Source organism: Azospirillum sp. Sh1 (genome assembly GCF_008365135.1).
Lineage (GTDB): Bacteria > Pseudomonadota > Alphaproteobacteria > Azospirillales > Azospirillaceae > Azospirillum > Azospirillum oryzae.
Map to the genome: position 1 here is coordinate 1 of NZ_VTTK01000022.1, position 23,912 is coordinate 23,912.

24 protein-coding genes are annotated in these 23,912 nt (G+C 66.4%); 23 read left to right on the forward strand and 1 reads right to left on the reverse strand.

Going from position 1 to position 23,912, the window contains the following annotated elements; all coding sequences use genetic code 11:
* Positions 1-167 precede the first annotated feature (167 nt).
* The 23 genes from FZ029_RS20480 (at position 168) to FZ029_RS20590 (ending at position 23,675) form a co-directional block, all read left to right on the forward strand.
* The gene (locus FZ029_RS20480; RefSeq protein WP_149271473.1) at positions 168-692 is read left to right on the forward strand and encodes a hypothetical protein; all 525 of its coding nucleotides are present in this window, start codon (positions 168-170) and stop codon (positions 690-692) included.
* Between the two features lie 138 nt (positions 693-830).
* On the forward strand, positions 831-1,190 hold the full coding sequence (locus tag FZ029_RS20485; protein ID WP_149271475.1) for a hypothetical protein: 360 nt from the start codon (positions 831-833) through the stop codon (positions 1,188-1,190).
* Positions 1,190-1,657 (forward strand): HK97 gp10 family phage protein, encoded by a 468-nt coding sequence (locus FZ029_RS20490; protein ID WP_149271477.1) that lies wholly within the window; start codon positions 1,190-1,192, stop codon positions 1,655-1,657. Before FZ029_RS20485 ends, FZ029_RS20490 begins: the two co-directional genes overlap by 1 nt.
* A gap of 2 nt (positions 1,658-1,659) precedes the next feature.
* A complete protein-coding gene (locus FZ029_RS20495; RefSeq protein ID WP_149271479.1) occupies positions 1,660-2,043 on the forward strand; it encodes a minor capsid protein in 384 nt (127 codons plus the stop codon).
* Positions 2,044-2,055: 12 nt separating this feature from the next.
* Positions 2,056-2,577: a hypothetical protein gene (locus tag FZ029_RS20500; protein WP_149271481.1), complete on the forward strand. Its 522-nt coding sequence runs from the start codon at positions 2,056-2,058 to the stop codon at positions 2,575-2,577.
* 71 nt (positions 2,578-2,648) lie between these two features.
* Positions 2,649-3,017 carry a hypothetical protein gene (locus FZ029_RS20505; protein WP_149271483.1) on the forward strand — a complete coding sequence of 123 codons (369 nt, stop codon included), beginning with the start codon at positions 2,649-2,651 and terminating at the stop codon, positions 3,015-3,017.
* An 86-nt stretch (positions 3,018-3,103) separates the two neighbouring features.
* Positions 3,104-3,310: a hypothetical protein gene (locus FZ029_RS20510; protein WP_149271734.1), complete on the forward strand. Its 207-nt coding sequence runs from the start codon at positions 3,104-3,106 to the stop codon at positions 3,308-3,310.
* A gap of 12 nt (positions 3,311-3,322) precedes the next feature.
* Positions 3,323-6,832: a tape measure protein gene (locus FZ029_RS20515; RefSeq protein WP_149271485.1), complete on the forward strand. Its 3,510-nt coding sequence runs from the start codon at positions 3,323-3,325 to the stop codon at positions 6,830-6,832.
* Between the two features lie 3 nt (positions 6,833-6,835).
* Entirely contained in the window at positions 6,836-7,186 is a 351-nt protein-coding gene (locus FZ029_RS20520) for a phage tail protein (protein WP_149271487.1), read from the forward strand.
* A 7-nt stretch (positions 7,187-7,193) separates the two neighbouring features.
* Positions 7,194-7,949, forward strand: a complete 756-nt coding sequence (locus FZ029_RS20525) for a phage minor tail protein L (protein WP_149271489.1) — start codon at positions 7,194-7,196, stop codon at positions 7,947-7,949.
* Positions 7,950-8,000: 51 nt separating this feature from the next.
* Positions 8,001-8,708, forward strand: coding sequence for a C40 family peptidase (locus FZ029_RS20530; RefSeq protein WP_247892417.1), 708 nt, complete (start codon positions 8,001-8,003; stop codon positions 8,706-8,708).
* Complete coding sequence (locus tag FZ029_RS20535; protein ID WP_247892418.1) at positions 8,701-13,269, forward strand: phage tail protein; 4,569 nt, start codon at positions 8,701-8,703, stop codon at positions 13,267-13,269. The genes FZ029_RS20530 and FZ029_RS20535 overlap by 8 nt, the downstream gene beginning before the upstream one ends.
* Positions 13,266-13,721, forward strand: a complete 456-nt coding sequence (locus FZ029_RS20540; RefSeq protein WP_149271492.1) for a hypothetical protein — start codon at positions 13,266-13,268, stop codon at positions 13,719-13,721. Before FZ029_RS20535 ends, FZ029_RS20540 begins: the two co-directional genes overlap by 4 nt.
* A complete protein-coding gene (locus FZ029_RS20545; RefSeq protein WP_149271494.1) occupies positions 13,718-13,924 on the forward strand; it encodes a hypothetical protein in 207 nt (68 codons plus the stop codon). Before FZ029_RS20540 ends, FZ029_RS20545 begins: the two co-directional genes overlap by 4 nt.
* A 2-nt stretch (positions 13,925-13,926) precedes the next feature.
* Entirely contained in the window at positions 13,927-18,030 is a 4,104-nt protein-coding gene (locus FZ029_RS20550) for a hypothetical protein (RefSeq protein WP_149271496.1), read from the forward strand.
* Entirely contained in the window at positions 18,030-19,871 is a 1,842-nt protein-coding gene (locus FZ029_RS33065; protein ID WP_188051993.1) for a PA14 domain-containing protein, read from the forward strand. The genes FZ029_RS20550 and FZ029_RS33065 overlap by 1 nt, the downstream gene beginning before the upstream one ends.
* Positions 19,872-19,882: 11 nt before the next feature.
* On the forward strand, positions 19,883-20,530 hold the full coding sequence (locus FZ029_RS20560; RefSeq protein WP_149271498.1) for a DUF4376 domain-containing protein: 648 nt from the start codon (positions 19,883-19,885) through the stop codon (positions 20,528-20,530).
* Positions 20,531-20,610: 80 nt separating this feature from the next.
* Positions 20,611-20,949 (forward strand): hypothetical protein, encoded by a 339-nt coding sequence (locus tag FZ029_RS20565; protein ID WP_211104182.1) that lies wholly within the window; start codon positions 20,611-20,613, stop codon positions 20,947-20,949.
* 3 nt (positions 20,950-20,952) lie between these two features.
* Positions 20,953-21,489 carry a lysozyme gene (locus FZ029_RS20570; protein ID WP_149271502.1) on the forward strand — a complete coding sequence of 179 codons (537 nt, stop codon included), beginning with the start codon at positions 20,953-20,955 and terminating at the stop codon, positions 21,487-21,489.
* A gap of 7 nt (positions 21,490-21,496) precedes the next feature.
* A complete protein-coding gene (locus tag FZ029_RS20575; protein ID WP_188051994.1) occupies positions 21,497-22,054 on the forward strand; it encodes a 3TM-type holin in 558 nt (185 codons plus the stop codon).
* Positions 22,054-22,671, forward strand: coding sequence for a hypothetical protein (locus tag FZ029_RS20580; RefSeq protein ID WP_149271506.1), 618 nt, complete (start codon positions 22,054-22,056; stop codon positions 22,669-22,671). Before FZ029_RS20575 ends, FZ029_RS20580 begins: the two co-directional genes overlap by 1 nt.
* A gap of 13 nt (positions 22,672-22,684) precedes the next feature.
* Positions 22,685-23,449, forward strand: coding sequence for a PhoH family protein (locus FZ029_RS20585; RefSeq protein WP_149271508.1), 765 nt, complete (start codon positions 22,685-22,687; stop codon positions 23,447-23,449).
* The gene (locus FZ029_RS20590) at positions 23,439-23,675 is read left to right on the forward strand and encodes a hypothetical protein (RefSeq protein ID WP_149271510.1); all 237 of its coding nucleotides are present in this window, start codon (positions 23,439-23,441) and stop codon (positions 23,673-23,675) included. Before FZ029_RS20585 ends, FZ029_RS20590 begins: the two co-directional genes overlap by 11 nt.
* Here the strand turns inward: FZ029_RS20590 and FZ029_RS33070 are convergent.
* Complete coding sequence (locus FZ029_RS33070) at positions 23,662-23,817, reverse strand: hypothetical protein (RefSeq protein ID WP_188051995.1); 156 nt, start codon at positions 23,815-23,817, stop codon at positions 23,662-23,664. The genes FZ029_RS20590 and FZ029_RS33070 overlap by 14 nt on opposite strands.
* Positions 23,818-23,912: the final 95 nt, after the last annotated feature.

Below are 23,912 nucleotides of genomic sequence, written 5' to 3' on the forward strand. Positions count from 1 at the left end.
ACGCTCGACGAAGCGAAGGCGCTGCTGAGCTGACTCGCGTCTGAAGACAGCCGCCAGGGCCTGTTTTCGCCCCGTGGAGCGCGCTCTTCCGGTTCTCTGCGACACGCGACGCAGACAGGCCGGCAAAGCGCTCCACGGGGCGATTTTCGCAAGAGGAGATGCACCGCATGCCCGTGACCCGTTCTGACATCGTGCTGCGCGTCTCGAACGACGCGGCCAACCGGCAGACCGCCAACAGCTTCGTCACCTACGAGGAGATGGTCGACCTGGTGAAGTTCCGTGTCGACCGGCAGCTCTGGGACGAGCGTAGCGAGGACGAGCAGGTCCGCGCGATGGTTGCCGCCTACGAGGATGTCGTCCGCCTGCCCTTCAGCCGGCGCTTCGGTCGCTCGCAGTCGATGGACAATGAATGGGTCGAGCTGTTCGGCGAGCCGGCGATGGGCGAATGCCCCCTGGAGGATCCGGAGTTCGTCTGGTCGGTCAGGAAGTGCCAGGCCATCCAGACCCTCTACATCCTGGGCGGCACCCAGGTCCGCGACATGGCCCGCGAGGGCGTTCTCGGCACCCGCGCCGTCGCCGGCCGCAACACCGAAACCTTCTTCGCCGGTTACCGCGGGCCGGTCTGTGTCGAAGCGATCGAGGTGATCGCCCGGCACCTCAACCTGATGCCCAGCATGCGGCGATTCCTCTGATGGCCGGCCGTCATTCTTCAATGAGAAGAGAGATATAATATATATAATAATATTCTTCTCTCATTGATGACTGATAGTGAATTTGCGTCAGCGAATCGAACCTTATAGAATGACGCGAGCAAGCCATTCGAGGTGAGGATGTCCAGCCGGTATCCCTTTCCGCTGCGCCGCACGCCCTGGTTCCCGCTGACCATCGAGGTCCGCCGGGCGACCGGGCGCGATGCGTTCGGCCGGCCGAAGGAATACGGGCCGGTGCGCCGCTATGCCGCCCGGCTGTCGAGCGAGCTGAACGCGCAGATGATCGACGGCCAGATGCGGGCCGAGCAGCGCGGCGTCGTGCTCGATGTCGCCGCCGCCGACATCGCCGTCGGCGAGCTGCTGACCTACGCCGGCGAGGAATACACGATCACCTCCGCCCTGCCCGTCCACGATCACCGCGGCGAGGCGCACGCCCAGCAGGTCCAGGCCTACATCAAGCGCGGCGAGGGAGGGCGCTGATGCCGAGCGGCAAGGTCCATTTCGACGGCACCGCCTTCGTGCGTCATCTGTCCGACATCACCAAGGCGGTGCAGAAGAAGACCCCGGAAGCGCTGCGGGCGCTGGCCGAGGAGGTGCGCGACGGCGCTGTCGCCCGCGCCCCCATCAAGAGCGGCGAGCTGCGTGAGAGCATCCGCGTCGAGATGCAGCCGAGCGGCCGGGTTGCCGACATCGTCGTCGGGCCGGTCTACGGCAAGGGCGGCTACAACTATGCGATCGCCATGCACGAGGGCCACCCGAAGGTGATCGGCGGCCTCTACGAGCTGGGCGAACTGTCGCAGGCCTACAGCGACGGCCCGGCCCATTACGGCAAGGGCATCGGTGTCAAGTTCCTGGAGCGCGCCTTCAACGCTGTCTATCGCAGCGCGATGAAGCGCCTCGCCGGCGACTACGCAGACGCGATCCGCAGCGCCACGAGGGGCCGCTGACGATGCTGCTATACGAACTGCTGAAATACGTCGACAGTGCATCCGGCGGTGCCCTGGGCGTCGAAGGAACGTCGCTCTTCATCGGCCTCGCCCCGAGCGACGCCCAGAGCGCCTCGATCTTCGTCCAGCAGGGCGGCGAGCGGCGCGACTACGCGCCCGGCCTGCGCCGGCTGAGCTTCCAGGTGTTCACCCGCGACCCGGACATTCAGGCCGCCGAGGCGCGGGCGAGCGGCATCGCAGACGTCCTGACGCTGCGCGCGGCTGCCGTCGGACCCTATCACGTCTACGAGTGCAATCCGCGCCACGAGCCTCTGTTCCTCGGCCGCGAGGACAGCGGCCTCTACACCTTCGTCATCAACTATGCCGCTAACTGGCGCGCGGCGTAATCGGAGACCATCATGACCGTGAACACCGAAGACATCTCGCTCGGCGTCTGCGACGTCACCTTCGACGGCATCGACCTCGGCTCGACCAAGGGCGGCGTCGAGGTGTCGATCAAGACCTCCAACTACGAGGTGAAGGCCGACCAGCTCGGCGACACCCCGGTCAAGGACGTCATCACCGGCACCACCGTCGAGGTGAAGGTGCCGATGCTGGAGACGAACCTGACCAAGCTGAAGTCCGTCATGCCGCAGGCCGTCGGCATCGGCACGTCCGGCTCGGAGGTCGGCGTCGAGATCCGCTCCGGCGTCAACATCGACCTGCTCGATCTGGCGGCCGAGCTGAAGCTGCACCCGACCGGCGTCGACGCCAGCTACACCAAGGACGACTTCACCGCCTTCAAGGCCGCGCCCCTGCCGAACTTCACCTTCAAGTACGAGACCGGCAGCGAGCGCGTGTACGAAGTCACCTTCAAGTGCTACCCGGACACCAGCGCGAACAACAAGATTGCTGCGTTTGGCAAGCCCACTGCGCCCTGATAATATCAATCATCGGTGAATTTAACTAAGGCGGGGAGACGAGAATCCCCGCCTGCATCCCCAGGAAGCCCATGTCCCAGCCCACCGTTCTGAACCTCGACGAGTTCCGCGTCACCCGCTCCGTCATCATCAATGGCGTCGAGCGGACGTTGAAGAACATGACGGTCGAGCAGTTCATCGAAGCCGACGACATCGAGAAGAAGCTGGCCTCGGCCGAGACGCCGCGCGATCAGGCCAAGATTCTGGTCGAGGTGATCTCCGAATATCTCGAAGACACCCCGGTCGCCGACATCATGAAGCTCGACGTCGGTCAGCTCCTGATCCTGCTCGCTTTCATCCGCGGCTCGGACATCTCGGACAAGATCAAGGGCGCGGCTGCGGAGGCCGGCGCACCGGGGGAAGCCAAGGCGGGCAAGCGCAAGGGCCGCAGCGCGAGCTGATCCAGCTCGACTTCGGCTACTGCTTTGCCCGCGTCAGCCGCTTTTACGCCATCGACCCGCTCCGGCTCCTCCAGATGCCGGTGCGGATGTTCTGGAAGCTCTTCGAGGAAATCGACCGGCTGCGTGCGGAAGAGCTGGCCGAGTGGATGCCGGTGCATATGGCCGCGATGGGCGGCGGGGCGAAGCAACTCTACGCCCGCCTGCAAGGCCGGATCGGTACGCCCCTGGTCTTCGAGGTCACGGGAGGTCTCACGGACGAGGCGCGCGAGCGCCTGCGCAAGCATTTCGGCTAAAGAGGCAAGGGAATGTCGTTCAACGTCGGTACGCTGTTCGCGCGGCTCGATCTGGACAATCGGAGCTTCATCGTCGGCATGGCCCAGGCCACCGGCGCTGTCACGACATTCCAGCGCCTGACGCACAACACCTCCAACGCGCTCGGCAATCTCGCCGTCGCGTTTTCGGCCGTCGGCATCGGCGAGTTCATCGCGCTGACAATCAAGGCCGGCGAAGAGATGACGGGCCTCCAGCGCAAGCTGGAAGTCTTCGCGGACAGCTACAACAAGCTGGGCAAGGGGACGACGTCGGCGCAGCAGGAGATCGAATACCTGCGCGAGACCGCGATCCGCACCGGCGCGTCGTTCGACAGCCTGCAGAAGACCTTCGCCCAGCTCGCCCCCGTCGCCGTCTCCAACGGCGTGGCGCTCGACACGGTCAAGAAGGCGATCGAGGGGACGATCGGTGCCGGCTCGCTGATGGGCACCACCTCAGAAGAGCTGCACCGCGCCTTCGTGGCGATCCGGCAGGTCATCGGCAAGGACAAGCTCCAGATGGAGGAGCTGCGCGGCCAGCTCGGCGAAGCGCTGCCCAACTCCATGCAGATCGTCGTGAACGGTCTGAACCGCCTGATCGAGAGGGGCCAGCTCACCGCCCAGTCGATCGGCCTGATTGGCACAAACAGCCGGGTCACGATCGCCAGCCTGCAGCGACTGATCTCCGAGGGCAAGATCTCGGGCGACACCTTCGTCAATGCCTGGGCAGCCGGCACTGCGGAGTTCGCCAAGTTCGCCGAGCTGACCACGACCACCGTCACCGGCCAGATGGAGCGAATGGCGACGGTGATGAAGACGAACATCGGCTCGATCATGCGCGACAGCGAGTTGAACCTCACGCTGGCCGCGCTGACCGAGGCGTTTGTCGACTGGTTCGACCGGGTCACGACGCTGAGCGGCGAGCGCTCGAAGGAGATCGGCCAAAAGCTGATCTCGGGCTTCATGGATTTCGGCCAGGCGCTGGCCCGCCTGCTCGACGAGACGCGCCAGTTCAACAGCGCTGTACTGGCCGGCGTTGTCTCGTTGGTATCGAACATTGGCGAGACGGTGATGTCGCTGATGCGCATCCTGCCCGCCGACCTCATCGAGATGGGCATCATCGGCTACCTGATCTTCGGCCGCGGCGGCATCGGCGGGCTGCTGCGCGGCATCCTGAAGGTCGTCACCGGCGTCGCGGCGCTGGGCGAAGGGCTGAAGTGGATCGACAGCAAGACTGGCTGGTTCGGGCTGAAGGAGGGCGAGAACCCCTTCGATGTCGCGATCGACCGGCTGCGCCAGAACGCCGCCGAGGTTGACATCAGGCGCGCTGCCAAGCAGGTCCAGTACCGGCGCAACGCCCTGGCCGAGACCGAGAGCGCCAATCGGCCGAAGATCGACGCGCTGAACGCTTGGATCGAGCAGAACGCCGGCAACCCAAGAAACCCAACCTTCTCGGACAACTCCGGCATCTTCGGACGCCGCGGCGGCCTCTACACGTTGGCCGACGTGATGGCCAAGCGCGACGAGTTGCTGAAGCAGAACGCCGACGCCCGGGCGTCCTTCGAGAAGGACATGGCCCTCTACAAGCAGGCCTACAACGAGGGACTGGAGCTTCAGACCAAGCAGTTGAACGGCAAGGGCGGCGTCGCCGGCTTCGTCGGCGACATGCTCGGCAACAACCCGCTCGATGAGCCGGAAAAGAAGGTCGGCGAGTTCGAGCAGACCTTCATCGACTTCCGCAACTCCATTGCCCGGGCGACGGCCGCCAACAAGGCGATGATCGACGAGTCGCGCCGCAACTCGCCGTCCATCGTCACCGAGTTCATGCCCGGTGATGCGATCTCCGGCCTGTCGCAGAGCGACCAGCAGAACCTGCTGAACATGAACGCCGGCGTGCTGGAGATGGTCAAGACGCTCCAGGGCAACAGCTCGTTCCGCGTCGCCAAGATCACCGAATCCGTCGTCGAAAAGCTGAACAAGTTCAACGAGAAGTACGGCAAGGTCTTCGACGAAGAGGAAAGCGGCAAAACCAGCTACGGCCTCGCCAAGCGCGGCCAGTACCAAAGCCAGTTCATCCTGGAAGGCGCGCAGGCGCTGTCGAGCGTCAGCCTCGCCGGCCTGTCGCCGGAGCACAAGGCCGAGACGGTCGCCGCCCTGCGCAAGGCCGTCGCTGATCTGCGCCAGCGCGCGGTTGCGACCGGCGTTTCCGAGACCGTTCGCGAGATCGACCTGCTCGGCAAGGACGTCGAGAAGAAGATCGCCGACGATCGCCAGCGCGACGCCAACAAGGCCGATGCCGCGGCCAAGAAGGCGCTCCAGCAGCGCATCAAGGCCCTGACCAGCGAGAGCAAGGAGTATCTGTTCTCCGGCCAGTTCGGCACCGATTCCCTGGCCGCCTATGTCGCCTACGGCCTGGACGGCGATCTCGGCATGGCCCAGTCGCGCAAGCGGCAGGCCGATCTGCTGCGCCAGAACCTGGATCCGAACGATAAGAACCTGAACCCCTACGATCCGCGCTGGACCCAGGAGCAGCGCCTGCAGAACGCGCTCGAAGGCGAGCGGCTGACGCTGCGCAAGTCGATCCTGCAGACCGAAGCACAGCTCGCCTTCTATCGCGACGACAGCCGCTTCGAGCTGGCCCTACAGAAGGAGAACCAGGCCCTCCAGCTCCAGCTTGAGCAACTCCGCGAGAAGCTGCGCCTGCTGGCCGACCCGAAGTACCAGAGCCTGTTCCAGCAGAGCTATGTCGCCAACCTGAACGCCGGGGCGGCGCAGACCCGCCTCACCGCGGCTACCGCCATGTCGCCGGAAGGCCGCGACGCGCAGTTCAACTCCGACGCCGCCCAGGAGGAGATGAGCTTCGCGAAGATGACCTACGACTACAGCCTGAGCCTTGAGCAGCGTCTCCAGCTCACGCGCACCCAGAACATCCAGAACTTCGTCGATGCCTGGTCGAGCGGGCTTGCCGACATCCTCACCGGCCAGGAGTCGATCGGCAAGGGCTTCGCGAAGATGATCGGCAACATGGCGCAGATGCTGGCCCAGTTCTTCGCGCGCTGGATGGTGCAGCAGGCTGCGCTCGGCATCATGGGCTTCTTCGGCATCGGCGGCACGACGGCGAAGGTGAACCACACCGGGGCGATGGTCGGCGACGGCCCGTCTCGGATCGTGCCCGCCGGCCTGTTTGCCAATGCGCCGCGCTTCCACACCGGCGGTCTGGTGTCGGGCGAGGTGCCGATCATCGCGCGCAAGGGCGAGGCGGTCTTCACGCCTGAGCAGATGGACAACGCCGACAGCCTGATCCGCGCCGCGACCCAGGGCGGCCAGAGCGTCACCCAGAACGTCACCGTCAACGTCTCGGGCGGCTCGTCGGGCAACAAGGAACAGGACAAGGCCCTGGCCGAGCGGATCGGCGCGACGGTGAAGGAGCAGCTCCGGGCAATGATGGGCTACGAGCTGCGCCAACAGATGCGCCCGGGCGGTATGCTGAACAACCTGCGGAGCTGACGAATGACCGTTCCCACCTTCGTTCCGCCCTACCCGCCCGTGCTCGGCAGCGAGATCGAGCCGGAGTTCAAGGTGCTGGAGGCCGGCTTCGGCGACGGCTACACCCAGCGCGCCGCGGACGGCCTCAACAACATCCGCGACCAGCTCACCGTGACCTGGGAGCGGCTGACCTCGACGGAGCTGTCGGTGATCGAGGATTTCATCCGGGCACGCCGCGGCACCGAGAGCTTCTGGTGGCAACCGCCGGGCGACCATTACCCGCGCCGGTGGATTTGCCGGAAGCTCAAGCGCACGCGCGCCAGCAACAACGGCATCAACCTGAACGCCACCTTCATCGAAGTCTTCGACGCCTGATCCAGCCATGAGCCAGACCAACATCCCGGGGTGGGAAAGCCGCCCAGCACTCGCCGCAGCCGCCCAGACGCCGAATCCCGGTGCCTATGTCGAGCTGTTCACCCTCGACCTGACCAACTATGCCGGCGGCTCGGTCTACCATTTCACGCCCTCTGCCGGCCCGGCCGACCCGATCTCCTTCGGCGGCATCGTCTACACGCCGGTCGAGATGGAGACGGAGGGCTTCGAGTGGACCTCGTCCGGCTCGCTGCCAACGCCCCGCATCCGGATCGCCAACATCAACCGGCAGATGAGCAGCCTGATCTACGAGTTCTCCGACCTGCTCGGCGGCCGGGTGACGCGCCTGCGCACCTTCGACTGGTGCCTGGACGGGCAGCCCGGGGCCGACCCGCTCGCCTATATGCCGCCCGACATCTACCGCGTCGAGCGCAAGAGCCTGCTCGACAAGACCCATGTCGAGTTCGAGCTGTCCGCCTCGATCGACCAGGAAGGCGCAATGCTGCCCGGCCGGCAGGTGCTGCGCGACAACTGCACCCGCATCTACCGCACCTGGAACGGCGGCGGCTGGACGATCACCGACTGCCCCTATTCCGGCAGCGCCTGCTTCACCGCGACCGGACAGCCCACCGGCGACGCCAGCAAGGACGTCTGCGGCCGGCGGCTCAGCGACTGCAAGCTGCGCTTCGGCTCGAAAGCGTCGCTGCCGTTCGGCGGCTTCCCGGGAGTCTCGCGCGCACGGGTATCGACCGGCTCGTCGATTTGACCCTTTATCAGTCAGCGGTTACATATAGGGAGGAGAATGGAGTGCCTCCCGATGTTCACCTCCGACGCCGTCCTTGCGATGAAGACCCACGCCCTCGCCGAATACCCGCGCGAGAGCTGCGGCATCGTCGTGGACGGCGTCTATTTTCCGCTCCCCAACCGCGCGGCCGATCCCGAGCGCAACTTCCGCATCGACGACGCCGACTATATCGAACACGCCGACCGGATCGAGGCGATCGTCCACAGCCATCCGGACGGCCCGCTCCACCCCTCCGCCGCTGACATGCGCGGCCAGATCGCCAGCGCCGTTCCCTGGGCGATCCTGGCGGCCGACGGCGAGCGCTGCTCGGAGCCGTTGATCTGGGGCGACGGCGTGCCGGTGCCGGAGCTGATCGGTCGCGAGTTCGTTCACGGCGTCACCGACTGCTACGCGCTCGTGCGCGACTACTACCGCACCGTCCTCGGCATCGTGCTGCCCGAGTTCCCGCGCGACGACGAGTGGTGGACGAAGGGGCAGAATCTCTACCTCGACCATTTCGGCGAGGCCGGCTTCTCGGTCGTGCCGCTCGATGACGCCCGTGTCGGCGATGTCGTGCTGATGACCGTGCTGTCGCCGGTCCCCAATCATGCCGGCGTCATCTTCGAGCCTGGCACGCTGCTGCATCACCTGCCGCGCCGCCTGTCGCGCCGCGAACCGCTCGGCCTCTGGCACCGGCAGATCGTCCATATCCTGCGCCACAAGGACCGCGCCGATGGCTAAGATCCATCTGCACGGCGCGCTGGGCAAGAAGTTCGGCCGGACCTTCACCTACGAGGTCCGCGACGCCGCCGAAGCGATCCGCGCGCTGATCGCCAATCATCCCGATTTCCAGCAGGAGTTCCGCAAGGGTTCCTACCGGCTGGTCCGTGGCCGGTACACCCGCACCGGCTTCCACCTGACGCCGGAGACCCTGCACTTCGGCCTCGGCAACGCCGACCTGCATATCATCCCGGCCCCGGCTGGCTCCAAGCGTGGCGGCGGCAAGGCGATCCTTGGCGCGGTCGTCATGGCCGTGGCCGTGGCCGGCGCTCTCTACACGGGCGGCGGCTCCCTGGCGCTCGGCGGGGAAGCGTTCGCCGTTGCCGGCTATTCGGTCAGTTGGGGGTCGATCGCCCTGTTCGGCGCGACGATGCTGCTGTCGGGCGTCAGCCAGATGCTGACGCAGACGCCCAAGGCCAACACCGTCGCCACCAACGCCAGCTATCTCTTCTCCGGCCCGGTCAACAGCACCGAGCAGGGCGATTCCGTCTCCCTGATCTATGGCGACTGCTGGGTCGGCTCGACGGTCATCTCGTCGGGCATGGACAGCGACCAGACCGGGTCGAACTCGGCCATCGCCACCCAGACGACCACGGCCGTCAGCCCGCCGGCCACCGGCTCCAAGCCGATCGAGGGCGAGAAGGGCGGCGGCAAGTCGGGCGGCTCGTCCGGGGCGACTGAAGATCCGAACAGCCTGCAGTCGAAGGCGAAAGCGCGCGTGATCGACCTGCTGGGCGAGGGCGAGATCGTCGGCCTCGTCGACGGCGCGAAGAGCATCTACTTCGACGGCGTGCCGCTGGTCGGCCCGGACGGCAAGACGAATTTCAACGGCGTCGAGTGGGTTGAGCGTACCGGCCTGCCGAGCCAGGACTTCATTCCTGGCTTCCCGGCCGCCGAAACCACCGTCTCGGTCGGCGTCGACGTGAAGACGTCGGTCGGGCCGGTGACGCGCACGATCTACGACGCCGACGTCAACGCCGCCCGCGTCGCCCTGCGCTGGAACGCCATCACCGAGCAGGACACCAAGAACGGCAACCTGCACGGCTCCAGCGTCCGCTTCACCATCGAGGTGCGGGCGGCGAACCGGGGCTGGCAGACGGCCATCGACGACACCGTCACCGGCAAGACGACCAGCACCTACGAGCGCAGCTATCGCCTCGATCTGGCTGCCTACGGCAGCGCGCCCTACGACATCCGCGTCACCCGCGTCACGCCCGACGCCACCGCGACGTCCGTCCAGAATGCCTTTTCCTGGGCCTACTACACCGAGATCATCGACGCCAAGTTCGAGTACCCGAACTCGGCACTGATCGCGCTCAAGGTCAATGCCGAGGAGTTTGGCAGCTCCGTCCCGGCCCGGGCCTATCACGTCAAGGGCCTGAAGATCAAAGTGCCGGCCAACTACAATCCGGTGGCCCGCACCTATGCCGGCGAGTGGGATGGCAGCTTCAAGGTCGCCTGGACGAACAACCCGGCCTGGGTGCTTTACGACCTGCTGACGAACACCCGCTACGGCCTCGGCAAGTCGATCCCGGAGTCGGCCGTCGACAAGTGGTCGCTCTACTCGATCGCCCAGTATTGCGACGGTCCGGTGAAGAGCGGGGAGCTGGACAGCACCGGCGCGGACGTCATGGAGCCGCGCTTCACCTTCAACGGCGTCATCTCCGGCCGCACCGAGGCCTACAAGGTCATCCAGTCGATCGCCTCGACCTTCCGCGGCCTGGTCTTCTGGTCGGCCGGCGGCGTGCTGGCGCGGGCCGACATGCCGAACGATCCGATCAAGCTCGTCACGCCGGCCAACGTCATCGACGGCAAGTTCACCTATTCCGGCACCGCCCTGAAGGCCCGCCACACCGCGGCGCTCATCACCTTCAACGATCCCGACGACGGCTACCGCTCGGCCATCGAGATCGTCGAGAACCCTGAGATGGTGCGGCAGTACGGCTGGCGGCAGACGGAGGCGACGGCCTACGGCTGCACCCGGCGCAGCCAGGCCCGCCGGCTCGGCCTGTGGATGCTCGACAGCGAGCAGAACGAGACCGAAACCGTCACCTACCAGTGCTCGTTCGACCATCTCGACGTGATGCCCGGCGATGTCGTCAAGGTCGCCGATCCGGCCTGGGCCGCCGTGCGCATGGGCGGCCGTCTGCGCGCCTATGACGATGCCCAGCAGGTCGTGACGCTCGACGACACGGTGACGCTGGAAGCCAGCCAGAGCTACGTCCTGGCGATCACGCTGCCGGACGGCCGGCTCGTCGACTGCCCGGTGCGCCGGCCGACACCGGACAGCCACACCACCGATCAGCTCGCCATCGACGCCGGCCCGCTCGCCGGCGCGGTGCCGCAGCCGAATGCCGTCTGGATCCTGACCGCGACCAATCTCGCGCCGCGCCTGTTCCGCGTGCGCGCCGTCGTCGAGAAGTCGCGCGGCATCTACGAGATCACCGCACTGCTGCACGACCCGGCCAAGTATGCCCGCGTCGAGAACGGCGTGCAGCTCGTCCAGACCGCGACGCAGGCCGTCAACAGCATCGCAGCGCCGGCCGATCTGAGCGCCGTCGAGAGCGTCTATTGGGTGAACGGCCTGCCGCAGGCCCGGCTGACCGTGAGCTGGTCGACCAGCGCCGACGCCCGCATCTCCGGCTATCGCGCCTATGTGCTGACGCCGGGTGGCCAGTGGCAGGAATGGCAGGTCACGCGCACCTGCGGCTTCGACGTCGAGCCGGCGGCGGAGGGCCAGTACACCATCCGCGTCCTGGCCGTCACCTACGACAACCGGCGCTCGCAGCCCGCCGAGATCAGCGTGCAGGTCAAGGGCAAGGGCACCCCGCCCGGCCAGCCGCAGGGCCTGGTCGCCACCGGCGGGCTGCGCCAGATCGCTCTGACCTGGGTGAACCCGTCCGACACCGACCTGTCCTACATTGAGGTGCTGGAGGCGGAGACGAACGACCTCTCGACCGCGACCGTCATCAACACGGTCAAGGGCAATGCGTTCGTGCGCACGGGCCTGGGCGGCTTGGTGACGCGCTATTACTGGGTCCGCGCCGTCGATCTTGCCGGCAACACCGGCGACGTCAATTCCAACATCGGCACCGGAGCGACGACCGCCCAGCTCTCGCACGACGATCTGGTCGATCAGGTCATCTCGCAGTCGAAGCTCGTGCCGATCCTGCAGCAGAAGATCACCGGCATCGAGAAGATCGCCGAGGCGGTCGCCGGCGGGCTGGTGCGGATCAACGACAGCTACGGCCGCATCAAGCAGGAGATCGGCCGGCGCGAAAGCGATGTCGCCGAGGTCAAGACCGACGTCCAGCAGCTCCAGGACGACACGCAGTCGCTCACCAGCCAGATCACGACCGTCACCGCGCAGTTCGACGGCCAGATCGCCGGCGTGAAGGAGGAGTTGACGGCGCTGGCGACGGCCGACGAGACGACGGCCAAGCGCATCGACACCGTCGTCGCGACCTTTGGCAACAACCTGGCTGGCCTTCAGAGCCAGCTCACTGCGACCACGAGCGCGACCCAGGCCAACGCCGAGCGCATCGACAGCGTCGTCGCGAGCTTCGGTCAGACCCTGGCCGGCCACGACAGCCGCATCACCGCGGTTGCCGATGCCAATGGCGCGCTGACGACGCGGGTCGACAGCCTGGGGGCGAGCGTCGACGGGGTGAAGTCCGGCCTGACCAGCGAGCAGACCGCCCGCGCGAACGCCGACGGCGCGCTGTCCCAGCGCATCGACAGCCTCAACGCCTCGCTCGGCAGCGTCTCGGCCTCCCTGCAGACCGAGATCACCGCCCGCGCAAACGCCGACGGCAGCCTTTCCCAGCGCGTCGACACGCTCAACAGCACGGTCGGCGGCTTCTCGACGTCGATCCAGCAGATCGCCTCGACCACGAACGGGCTGGCCGCGCAGTACACCGTCAAGATCGACAACAACGGCTATATCTCCGGCTTCGGCCTCGCCAGCTATGACCGTGGCACCGCCGGCCGGGTCAGCGAGTTCGTCGTGCGCGCCGACAACTTCATCGTCGGCACGCCGGGAGTCTCGGCCGACTACCCGTTCGTCATCGGCACGGTGAACGGGCAGACGCGCGTCTCGATGTCGACGGCGTTCATCCAGGATGCCTCCATCGACGCTGCCAAGATTCGCGATGCGACGATCAGCCGGGCAAAGATCCAGGATCTGACGATCAACGGCCAGAAGATCGAGGACTTCGCGACCTCGAACATCTCGGCCGCCACAGGCAAGGAGTCCGCGACGGTCGGGCTAAGCACGACCGGAAAGCGCGTGTTGCTGATCGCTTGTCGGGGTTGGCTCGTAAGGTACGTCAACTCGTTCGGCGAGAGCAATCAGGAATACTATAGATGGCAGATACTCTCCCAAGTGTGGGTGGAGCAGCCCGGGCCTGGCTGGAACATCTGGACGACTGCAAACGCTGACACCGGGAATTACGGCGGCTTCGACATTATCGGCTACAACAGCATGTTCGCTTCAATTGCCGCCCTGGAGTTGCGGAAATGACTGTTACCGTCAAGAGATTTACTGTGCCGTCTGCGATGCCTACCAGCGCGCAGTCTTTTGCGGTCCTGAGCGGCGACACCGAGATCAGCCTCGTCTTCTATCGGCCGAACAGCGGCGAGATCGTTCAGGTCGCCGGATGCGGCCCAGCCGAGCTGGCGTTCTTCCAGTTGCCGGGCTGCGCGCGGCTACAGGCAAAGGCCGATCCGAAGAGCGACTATGTCGATCTCTCCGGCCCTGCGCCTGTCGTGCGCGCCCGGCCCGAGATTGAGCACCTCGGCGCGCTGCCGATCCCGGCGACCGTCACTATCGCCTGCCGCACCACCGGCGCGACCAGCACCTACACGGTCGAGGACGGCAGCTTCGAGTACGACGATCTGCCCGGCGTCTATGACGTCCACGTCAGCGCTTGGCCCTATCACGACGCCCACTTCGTCCTGGAGATCACACCATGAAGGTGACGGCGACCCGCACCCGCGAGGAGATCGCGAAGCTGCGCGAGAAGGCCTACCTGGAGCGCTGGCCGGCCGCCCAGCAGCTTGAGGCGCTGCAGGACAAGCAGAACGGCGACGCGACGAAATGGGAGCGCATGCAGGCCGATTTCGCGGCGATCCGCGCCCTCTACCCCTACCCTGACACGCAGACCGAGGAGAATTGAAGATGGCCGGCTGGTATCGGCAGGGCACCGTCACCCTCACCCAGGGATCGGCCGCTGTCACCGGCAGCGGTACGCTCTGGCTGGGCGCTGTGCGCGACGGCTCTACATTCACCACTGATTATAAGACGCTTTACGAGGTCGTCTCTGTCAGCGGTGATGGCTCTTTGACCCTCGACCGCCCCTGGGAGGGCGCGAGCGTCAGCGCCGGCAGCTACGCCGTCATCTTCGCCTCCGAGACGATCTCGAACGCGGAGCTGGTCGCCGAGATCGCGACCATGGTCGCGAAGTGGGCGCAGCGCGAGGATCAGTACGACGATTGGATCGGCGGCGATCCGCACGGCGGCCCCAACGGCGACGGCCGTTATCCGCTGACCGACAGCAAGGGTGTCACCCGGCTCGTCGAAAGCCCGGCCCTGCTGCTCCAGCTTCTTGACGACGGCACGGCCGATAACGCAGCCCGGATCATCGCCGCGATTGAGGACGATGTCGCGACGGCGCGGCAGGCCGCCACCGACGCCGCCGCGGCCATCGCCGTCGTCCAGACCGACCGGCAGGCCGTCTCGGCAGCAGCGGCAACCGTCGCGACGAACCTGAATGTCACCACCGAGGCGGCGCAGACAGCCACCTCGCAGGCGAACATCGCCACCCTGCGGGCGAACGACGCCAGCGCCAGCGCCCAGGCCGCAGAAGACGCCAAGACGTCGGTGGACGCGACCTGGGTCTCGATCCAGGCTGCCCGCGACACCACGCTTGCCGCCAAGGAGACGGCCGTCTCGTCGGCCGACACCGCGACCAGCGCCCGGAACGTGAGTGTTGCGGCGCGCGACACGGCCGTCGGTGCGAAGGATACGGCCGTCTCGGCGAAGACCGATTCCGAGGCGGCGCGCGATCTGGCGAAGGCTTGGGCGACGAAGACGGACGGCCCGGTGTCGGGGACGCTGAAGTCGGCGCTGGCCTACGCTCTTGATGCCTCCTCCCAGGCCACCACGGCGACGAACAAGGCGGCCGAGGCGGCAGCGAGTGCTGCCGCCGCCCAGCAGTCGGCCTCCGATCTAGCCGCGGCCGTCACGTCCGCTCAGAGCAGCGCCAACAGTGCCAGCGCCAGCGCGCAGACCGCGACCGACAAGGCCGGGGCTGCCTCGCAGTTGGCCGATGCCGCCGGCACGTCGGCCGCGACCGCAACATCTGCCGCCTCCGCGGCCGGCGCTGCCCAGGCCGCATCCGAAGCCGCGCGTGACACCGCCGTCGCCCAGGCTGGCATTGCCACGGCCGCGGCATCGCAGGCCGCCGATAGCCAGACCAACGCCGCCAACAGCGCCCAGACCGCAGCCGCCGCGGCTGCCGACGCGATCTCCGCCAAGAGCGACGCGACGAACGCCCGCGATCTCGCCGTCTCGGCGAAGGATTCGGCCGTCAGCGCGAGGGATCTGGCGCAGGCCTTCGCCAATGCCGGGGCCGGCTATCAGGTTACGCCCGGCACCTACTCGGCCTACCACTGGTCCGAGCAGGCCCGCGCCTATGCCCAGCAGACCGCGAACATCGTCGGCGGCACGAACTTTGGCATCATCGGCGACGGCACGACGGCTCGCTTCACTGCGAGCGGCCCGGGCGCGATCCTGAACCTCGTCCAGGGTGCCGGCGCGAAGCTCACCTACAACCCGAGCGCCTGGTCCGTCAGCTTCGGCTTCGACTCCACCACCGCGCCGATCACCGCGATCAGCGGCATGGCCGCGACAACGGTCCAGGGTGCCGTCGCCGAGCTGAAGAGCCGGATCGACAGTGCCTCCTCGATCGGCAAGGCCGGCGGCCTCGTCTCGGTCGACGATGACGGCGACGTCGTCCTGGCCCCGGCTGCCGGCAAGGTCGCGTTCTACAACGGCAGCGAGATTCACACCGTCGCCAGCGCCTACAGCAAGGCACAGACCGACGCGGCAATCGCGGCCGGCACTGCGGCGAAGGCCGTGCGCTTCGCCAACGCGATGACCCTCTCGCTGACGGGCGGCGTGACGGGGTCGATCATCTTCGACGGCGCAAGCCCGTCCGTGTCCATGGGAACCACCGTTGCGTCGGTCCCGGCTTCGGCGATTACCGGCACCATCAGCCTCTCGAACCTGCCGGCCGGCGCGCTGGAGCGCCTCGTCGTCGTTGCCAATCAGGCCGCGCGCTATGCCCTGACGACCGCCACCGTCCAGCTCGGCGACACGGTCAAGGAGTCGGATACGGGCCGGATGTTCTACCTCAAGAACGAGGCGAGCATCGGCAGCGCGGCCGGCTGGGAGGAGTATTCGGTCGGATCGGCCGCGAGCGTCCCCTGGACCGGCATTACCGGCCGGCCCACCACGCTGTCCGGCTTCGGCATCACCGACGGCCAGCCGCTAAATCCGCTGCTGACCGCGATTTCCGCGCTCGACGCAAGCAACGGCGTCCTGGTACAGACCGGCTCCGGCGCTGCGGCCAAGCGCGCGATCGGCGTGGCGACGGCGACGGACATTCCCGACCGGGCCGCGGCCGACGGGCGCTATGCGCAGCTCGGGGCCAACAACACCCTCACCGGAACCCTGCGCATCCAGAACTCGTCGTGGGAGGCTATCCACGTCGAGAACGCCGGCGGGACCAAGTACGCCTTCCTGGGCTGGAACGATACCAACGGCTACGGCCGCCTCGGCGCATACGGCGCGAGCGCTTGGCAGAACTTCGCCATCTCGGAAGGCGGCTCGCTGACGGCTATCGGTACGACCACGATGCCGACCGGCGGGGCTAAGCTGAATGTCGCGACCGGCATCCAGATCGACAACAACAATGTCTGGCACGCCGGCAACTTCACGCCCTCGTCCAAGCTCGACGCAGCCAATCCTGTCATGCAGGGCGCGCTGAGCCGTACCGGCGGCACGGCCCCGGCCTACTACATGAGCCAGGACGGCATGGGCCGTCAGCACTGGTACTGGAACACGGCCGGCGGCACAGCGCCCACCTTCTCGGTCGCCGGCGAAGACGCGATGGACATCGGCATGTCCGTCAGCAACGACGGTGTCAACGGCCCGCAGTTCTGGTTCCGCGGCGCGCACGGCAACGGCAAGGCAGCCGGAGCGTCGTTCACCTGGTCGAACATCCTCTACGCCAGCATGACGACGTTCCAATGGATGGGGAACACCGTCTGGCACGCCGGCAATTTCAACCCAGCCAGCTATGCTCCGCTGGGAGCGGCCAACTCCTTCACCGGCAAGCAGAAGATCACCGGCAGCGGCACGACGTTGCCCGCCGCGACCGGCATTGCCGCTCAATCCAGCGACACCGGTGGCCTGGAAATCTGGTCGCAGGGCACAGGCACGACAGCCGGTGCCGCCTTCATGTCGTTCCATCGCCCGGGTTCCTACGCCATTCATCTCGGCTTGGACACCGACAACAGGTTGAAGGTCGGCGGCTGGTCGATGGGTGCCAATGCCCACGAGATTTGGCACGCCGGCAACGCTCCGATCAGCACGGGAGCTACGGCCAGCACTGTCGTAATGCGCGGCACAGATGGCCTGATCGCTTCGACCGGCCTCGTTGCGTCCGACGGCCAGATCCTCCAGCTCGGCGGCGGGCAGACCGCGCAGTATCCGCAGCAGGTTCAGATCGCCGAAAGCACGCACGCCACCTCGCGCCGCTCCGGCATCGGGATCGGCGGCTGGATACTCGCAAGCGACACGGCAGGCAGCGGCACCCGGGATTTCGGCGTCTGGTCGATGGCGCTCAGCGCCTGGGTGATGAGAGTCATCACCATCGGCGCGGTGATCTTCTACAAGGCCGTCCGCGGTGCAGCCGTCACGCTTACCGACGCCGCCACCATCACCCCGGATTTCGCAGCCGGCAACTACTTCAAGGTCACGCTCGCCGGCAACCGCGTGATGAGCTTCCCAGCCAATGTCGGCGACTGCCAGGGCGGCAGCATCTGGATCATTCAGGACAGCACCGGCTCGCGCACCCTGTCCTTCGCGGCCGGCTGGAAGTTCGACGGCGGAGCCGCGCCATCGCTGTCCACCACTCCCGGCGCAATTGACCGGCTCGACTATGTCGTGCGCGACAGCGGCGCAATTGAGGCGGTTCTGCATAAGGACGTCAAGTAATGGGCATGATGGGCTTCGGGGCGACGATCAGTCTCGCCGCCGCTCCTCTTGTTCTGAAGAACCGGGTTATCGCTCGGCGCTACTCCGGCTACTTCTATGACAACGTGACCTATCAGAACGGGCGCACGCCGACGGCGACCTACGTGGTCCTGCCGTCGAGCGGCACGCCGTCGATCGGCCTAGCGAATGCCGGCGGTGGGGGCGACAACTTCACGGTCATCTGGGAAGGCTATTTCATCCCGCTGGTGAGCGGCACCCACACCTTCTCCACGACCAGCGACGACGGCTCGTTCTTGTGGATCGGCGATGTCGCCAATGCGCCAACCACCTCGAACGCCACCGTAAAGAACGGCGGCACGCACAGCGCGAGCAAGGCAACCGGGACGGCGACGCTGACGGCCGGCGTCGTCTACCCGTTCCGGGCGATCATGGGCGAGGAAGGCGGTGGCGAATACATGGAAGTCACCGTCACGCCGCCCGGCGGGTCGGAGACGAACGACCTGTGGCCCTACCTCTGGGCTACCGCGGCGTCCGTGATGCCGAAGATCATCTCCCGCTCGACAACGACGCAGTCGGTGACGATCGGTCAGTGCGTTTCGACGGCCATTGTCGATATGTGGGGTGCCGGCGGTGGGCGGGCGCGCTACGGCTACGGCAATCGCGCAGGCGGGTCGGGCGGCTACCAGTATCTCGAAATCCCCGTCGCCGCCGGCGACGTCCTCACATACGCGGTGGGCGGCAAGGGCGAGGATGCCAACACCGCCTATCAGACCGCGGGCGGCATGTCGGGCAGCGGCCAGGGCAACGGCGGCCCAGGTGGCGCTCCACGAATTACGAACCTGCTGTCCGGCAAGACCGACATGCTCGACACCTCGGTCTGGACCGAGCCGTTGAGCGGCAACGGCGGCATCGTGCGCTCGCGCGTCGTCGGCCCGGCCAACATCATGAACGCCACCCGGCTCGACTACGCCCAGAACAACCGCGGCGCTCCCCGGCTCATCCGTGCGCCGCTCAGCTTGGCAGCCGGAACCTACACCTTCGCCTTCGATGCGAAGCTGATCTCCGGCACCGGCAACCTCACCTTCGACATCAACGACATCTCCAGTTCCTGGATCGACCTGTTCAGCCAGCTCAAGCTCGGCTCCTGGACCCGGGTCAAGCACACCTTCACGATCTCGTCCTCGGGCGGCTGGCTCGACTTCCCCGGCGACACCATCGCCAGCATGGTGCTCGACGTCGCGAACCTTACCCTCGAAAGCGGCTCGACCGCGGGCGGCATCGGAGGCGGTAACGGAGGCGGCGGAGGCGGCCGAACCGAGATCTACAAGAACGGCGTGCTCGTCGGGGTCGCGCCGGGCGGAGGCGGAGGCGGCGTCACGGACGGTTACGGCAACGGCGGTGGCCCGGGCGGCGGCCTTCAGGGCGGCGACGTTGGCGAGACCAACGGCGTCGCCGGTGCCAGGGGCGGCACGCAGTCCGGGCCGGGTGCCGGTGGCTACTCCATCAACAACAGCGGCAACGTCGGCGGCGCGGGCAGCGGCGGCAACGGCGGCGCTGCCCAGACCCCGGGCAATACGGGCGGCGGCGGGGGCGGCTACTATGGCGGGGGCGGCGGCGCACAGGATCCGCAGGGTCAGGCCGGTGCCGGTGCCGGCGGGTCGGCATACTCGCACCCGACGCTCACCCGCAACGCCAGCACGCTCTCCGGCTCCGGAACCACTCCGCCGAAGACCAATCACCCCGATTACACCGGCAATGCAGGCCGAGGCGGCTATTCGAGCGCGTTTGATTCGACGGTCTACGGCTCTGAAGACGGCCTGATCGTCATCGACTTCGTATAAGGAGCAGACAAATGTTCCCGGTTGCTCTTGTTCTGGACGGTGAAATTCTGTCGGTCTTTTCCGGCCCGATGCCGTTTGTCGGCCCGGACGGTGTCCAGCACTCGGTCACGGTCTGGACCTCCTGGACCGACAAGGATTGGGAAGAGAAGTGCCCGGGCGTGCAGCGGCTGCCGGTCATCGACAATGTGCCCACCTCGGCCGCAGCGACCGCGCGCTGCCTGCCAACGACCCAGTGGAAGGTGACGGATACAGCCGTCGAGACCGTCTACGAGACCTTCGAGAAGTCGCTCGACACTGTGAAAACCGAGCACAAGAATCTCGCCTCGTCGCAACGCTATGTCGCTGAAACCGGCGGTATCACAGTCGGGGGCGCTGTGATCCGTACCGACCGCGAGAGCCAGGGCCTCGTCAACGGAGCCTACTCGCTGGCCCGCGACATGGTCGACGGCCATGTTCCGGCCCAGCCGATCGACTTCAAGGGGGCGAGCGGCTGGGAGCAGATCGCACCCGAGGATATGGTCGCCATCGGCCGGGCGGTTGCGCTGCATGTTCAGGCCTGCTTCTCGCGCGAGCGTGCGCTTCACCGGCAGATCGACGACGCCGGTGACATCGAGGCCGTGCTGGCGATCAACGTGACGGCCGGCTGGCCTTCGGCCTGATTTGCTTTATCAGTCATCGCTGAATATACTTCTCGCATTATGAGCCGCGGGCAGAGCGACATGCAAAGCGGAGCCTTATCATGACGGAGTTGACCATGAGCCAGGAAATCCAGGCTCTCAAGGAGCACGTCGAGGCCCGCTTTGCCGGGCTGGAGCGGTGGTTAGAGCGCGTCACGGCCGCAATCGAGAAGCAAGGCGAGAACAAGGAGCGCCTGATCGTCGTCGAGACGAAGCATCAACTGCTCGAAGAGCGAATCGCATCCCACGAGCGCGCTGTCGAGACGAAGATCGACCAGCTCAACAGCAAAGTCTCGGCCGGCAACGAGAAGATCATCAAGTTCGGCGTCTATTTCGCGGTCTGCGGCTTCGTCCTGACTGTCATCGCGCCGATTCTGCTGAAGAAGTTCCTGGGAGTTTGAGCCATGACCGAACCCGTCTGTCAGGCCGCCATCGACCTGGTCAAGCATTTCGAGGGACTGTACCTCCAGGCCTATCTCTGCCCCGCCGGCGTGCCGACGATCGGTTACGGGCATACGGCCGGCGTGAAGCTGGGGCAGAAGATCACCGCCGAGCAGGCCGAAGACCTGCTGGCCATCGACCTGAAGAACGCCGCGGCCGTCGTCGACCGGCTGGTCAAGGTGCCGGTGACGAAGGGTCAGCGCGGCGCGCTGTCGAGCTTCGTCTTCAACCTCGGCCAGGGGAATTTCCAGTCCTCGACCTTGCTGCGGCTGCTCAACGTCGGCGACTATGAGGGCGCAGCCGGACAATTCGAGCGCTGGGTCTTCGCGACGGTCAACGGCAAGGCGACCCGGATGCCGGGCCTGGTGAAGCGCCGGGCGGCCGAGGCGCTGCTGTTCCGGCACAACGTCTTCCCGATCAAGCTGGCCGCGGCCGATCCGATGCCGCAGGCGGTGGACGATCCCGATGGAGAGTCCCTTCAAGACAGCGCCATCGCGTGAGGCCGGCATGCTGCCGCTGATTCCGTTCGCCATCAGCCTTGCTGCCGAGTTCCTGCCGGACCTCGTCGGCAAGATCGCCGGCGACAACGCGGAGAAGGTCGCGAAGGACGTCGTCAGCGCCGCCAAGGCCGTCACCGGCCAGAGCGAGCAGGACGCGATCCTCACCGCCCTGCGTGCCGATCCCGCGGCCGTCGCCAAGCTGCAGGAGGCCTTTATCGACTACGAGAAGACCGTCCTGCAGGAGGAGACCAAGCGGATCGACAGCATCAACGAGACGATCCGGGAGGAGGTCAGGAGCGAGCACGGCTATGTGCGCAACATGCGCCCGACCTTCGGCTACGCCATGGCCTTCACCTGGGTCATTCAGATGCTGGCCGTCACCTGGGCGATCGTCATGACCCCGGCCGAAGCCGCCCGGATCATCCAGGCGGTCGCCGAGCTGGGTTTCATGTGGGCGGTCGGGCTGTCGGTCGTCGGCGTCTATGTCTGGCGGCGCTCGGATGAGAAGGGTGCCGGCGGCTCGCTGCTCGACCGGCTGCCCTTCCCGATGCCGGGCAAGCGCTGATGGGCGCGCTGCTGCGCATCGCGGTGCGGCCGGCCATCCGGCTGCTGATCGCGCTGTTCGAGGCCTTCGCCTACCGGCTGCGGGGCGGAGGCTTCATTCAGTTCGGCCGCACTCAGCCCGCCCGCGCCTGCTGGGCGATCTCCTTCCTGGTGATGGTGTTCGCCTATGCGCATGCCCCTTGGCAGGCAGCCTATCTCGCGACGCCGGTGCTTGCCTTCCTGTCGCTGATCGCGACCGGGCACGGCGAGCACCAGGATCTCGGCCGCGGCAAGGCCGGCTCCAGCCTGGACGGCAAGCCCTACGAGATCGCCACATGGCCGATCCGCGCGCTCATCAAGCGCTCCGACGACTGGCCGATCTGGCAGCGCGAGCTGTTCGACGCGGCCTGCATGAGTTGGATCGGCCTACTGCGCGGCGTGATCGCAACGGCGGCGATCGCGCCCTTCGACCCGTCCTTCGCCATCCGCGTCATCATCGGCAACGCCCTGATGGGGCCGGCCTACTGGCTCGGCTACCGCGTGCCGCTGACCCTGCCGGGCCTCGCCGCCCGGACCACCGAATGGGGCGAGCTGTTCACCGGCTTCTGCATCGCCCTGCCCTTCCTCATTCGCCCCTGATCCTGGAGGTTTCATGGCGCACCGGAACGACCCGCAGCCGAAGAAGGGAGGCCGCCGGCGTCGCTCCGGCGCTGCCGAGCCTGCCGTGGCCGCGACCATTCCGTCTGTGAACGACATCGAGCGCGCCAACGCGATCAAGTTCGAGCCTGCCAATCCCCGGCAGCGCTTCCACATGCGCTCGCTCAAGGAGAAGTCGCTGACGCTCGCCCTCGGCCCGGCCGGCACCGGCAAGACCTACGTCTCGATGGTGTACGCCGCCCAGGCCGTCCTGCGCGGCGAGATCACGAAGCTCGTGCTGATGCGCCCAGCCGTGGCGCTGGAGGGCGAGGAGCACGGCTTCCTGCCCGGCGACCTGTTCGCCAAGGTTTCGCCCTGGGCGCGGCCGATGCTGAAGAAGCTCGACACGCTGATTGGCGGCGGGCGCGTCAAGGCGATGGTCAAGAACGGCCAGATCGAGGTCTGCCCCTTCACCTACCTGCGCGGCGACGAGTTCGAGGCCGGCACCTTCGTCATGCTCGACGAGGCGCAGAACTGCACGGTCGGCCAGCTCAAGGCCTTCACCACCCGCATCGCCGACGGCTCGCGCATCGTCATCGCCGGCGACGTCAGCCAGCACGACCTGCCAGGCGACAGCGGCCTGTCCGTCCTGCTCGACGTGATTGAGGGTTCCGACGACATCGACTGCGGCATCATCGAATACGAAGCCCGCGACATCGAGCGCGGCGCGCTCTGCGCAGCGTTCGTCAAGGCCTGGGAGGGCTGCCGGAATGCAGCGTGAGCGCCGGGCAATCCGCAGCGCCTGGGTAGGGGAAGACGACGGCACGCTGCTGGTCGGGGACACGGTCTTCGAGGAGGAGGACGGCCCTGAGTTCGAGCCATCCGGCCTCCTCGGTCCCGACGGCCAACCAATCCTGCGCTATGTTCCCCGCAAGGATCCGATTGGCTTTCTGTGGCATGATGAAGAAGGTTCTCTTCGTCCTCGCCACTACTTCACTGCTGAGTGACAAAAACCCGGACAAGTTCAACATTCTTGTCCGGGATTCTATACACGCCTTCAATCAGCATCAGACGCACCAGCTCCTCGGCTTCTTCTTCGCTCAGATTGCCGAACCGCTCGTCTTTTACTTCGATAGTGACCAGACTCACGACATAACTCTCCGATGACAACAAAGGAAAATTATGTCGCATTATAACAAAACGTCTGCTTTCTATCTATGGTTAATTTATACGCCAATATACGT

What these genes read in the sequence shown, in the direction of transcription:
- FZ029_RS20485 (WP_149271475.1), top strand. Translation starts at nt 831, where the DNA reads ATGTCCAGCCGGTATCCCTTTCCGCTGCGCCGCACGCCCTGGTTCCCG.
- FZ029_RS20560 (WP_149271498.1), top strand. Translation starts at nt 19,883, where the DNA reads ATGTTCCCGGTTGCTCTTGTTCTGGACGGTGAAATTCTGTCGGTCTTT.
- FZ029_RS20490 (WP_149271477.1), top strand. Translation starts at nt 1,190, where the DNA reads ATGCCGAGCGGCAAGGTCCATTTCGACGGCACCGCCTTCGTGCGTCAT.
- FZ029_RS20565 (WP_211104182.1), top strand. Translation starts at nt 20,611, where the DNA reads ATGACGGAGTTGACCATGAGCCAGGAAATCCAGGCTCTCAAGGAGCAC.
- FZ029_RS20545 (WP_149271494.1), top strand. Translation starts at nt 13,718, where the DNA reads ATGAAGGTGACGGCGACCCGCACCCGCGAGGAGATCGCGAAGCTGCGC.
- FZ029_RS20505 (WP_149271483.1), top strand. Translation starts at nt 2,649, where the DNA reads ATGTCCCAGCCCACCGTTCTGAACCTCGACGAGTTCCGCGTCACCCGC.
- FZ029_RS20510 (WP_149271734.1), top strand. Translation starts at nt 3,104, where the DNA reads ATGTTCTGGAAGCTCTTCGAGGAAATCGACCGGCTGCGTGCGGAAGAG.
- FZ029_RS20520 (WP_149271487.1), top strand. Translation starts at nt 6,836, where the DNA reads ATGACCGTTCCCACCTTCGTTCCGCCCTACCCGCCCGTGCTCGGCAGC.
- FZ029_RS20530 (WP_247892417.1), top strand. Translation starts at nt 8,001, where the DNA reads ATGTTCACCTCCGACGCCGTCCTTGCGATGAAGACCCACGCCCTCGCC.
- FZ029_RS20515 (WP_149271485.1), top strand. Translation starts at nt 3,323, where the DNA reads ATGTCGTTCAACGTCGGTACGCTGTTCGCGCGGCTCGATCTGGACAAT.
- FZ029_RS20525 (WP_149271489.1), top strand. Translation starts at nt 7,194, where the DNA reads ATGAGCCAGACCAACATCCCGGGGTGGGAAAGCCGCCCAGCACTCGCC.
- FZ029_RS20535 (WP_247892418.1), top strand. Translation starts at nt 8,701, where the DNA reads ATGGCTAAGATCCATCTGCACGGCGCGCTGGGCAAGAAGTTCGGCCGG.
- FZ029_RS20495 (WP_149271479.1), top strand. Translation starts at nt 1,660, where the DNA reads ATGCTGCTATACGAACTGCTGAAATACGTCGACAGTGCATCCGGCGGT.
- FZ029_RS20480 (WP_149271473.1), top strand. Translation starts at nt 168, where the DNA reads ATGCCCGTGACCCGTTCTGACATCGTGCTGCGCGTCTCGAACGACGCG.
- FZ029_RS20540 (WP_149271492.1), top strand. Translation starts at nt 13,266, where the DNA reads ATGACTGTTACCGTCAAGAGATTTACTGTGCCGTCTGCGATGCCTACC.
- FZ029_RS20500 (WP_149271481.1), top strand. Translation starts at nt 2,056, where the DNA reads ATGACCGTGAACACCGAAGACATCTCGCTCGGCGTCTGCGACGTCACC.
- FZ029_RS33065 (WP_188051993.1), top strand. Translation starts at nt 18,030, where the DNA reads ATGGGCATGATGGGCTTCGGGGCGACGATCAGTCTCGCCGCCGCTCCT.
- FZ029_RS20580 (WP_149271506.1), top strand. Translation starts at nt 22,054, where the DNA reads ATGGGCGCGCTGCTGCGCATCGCGGTGCGGCCGGCCATCCGGCTGCTG.
- FZ029_RS20575 (WP_188051994.1), top strand. Translation starts at nt 21,497, where the DNA reads ATGCTGCCGCTGATTCCGTTCGCCATCAGCCTTGCTGCCGAGTTCCTG.
- FZ029_RS20585 (WP_149271508.1), top strand. Translation starts at nt 22,685, where the DNA reads ATGGCGCACCGGAACGACCCGCAGCCGAAGAAGGGAGGCCGCCGGCGT.
- FZ029_RS20570 (WP_149271502.1), top strand. Translation starts at nt 20,953, where the DNA reads ATGACCGAACCCGTCTGTCAGGCCGCCATCGACCTGGTCAAGCATTTC.
- FZ029_RS20590 (WP_149271510.1), top strand. Translation starts at nt 23,439, where the DNA reads ATGCAGCGTGAGCGCCGGGCAATCCGCAGCGCCTGGGTAGGGGAAGAC.
- FZ029_RS20550 (WP_149271496.1), top strand. Translation starts at nt 13,927, where the DNA reads ATGGCCGGCTGGTATCGGCAGGGCACCGTCACCCTCACCCAGGGATCG.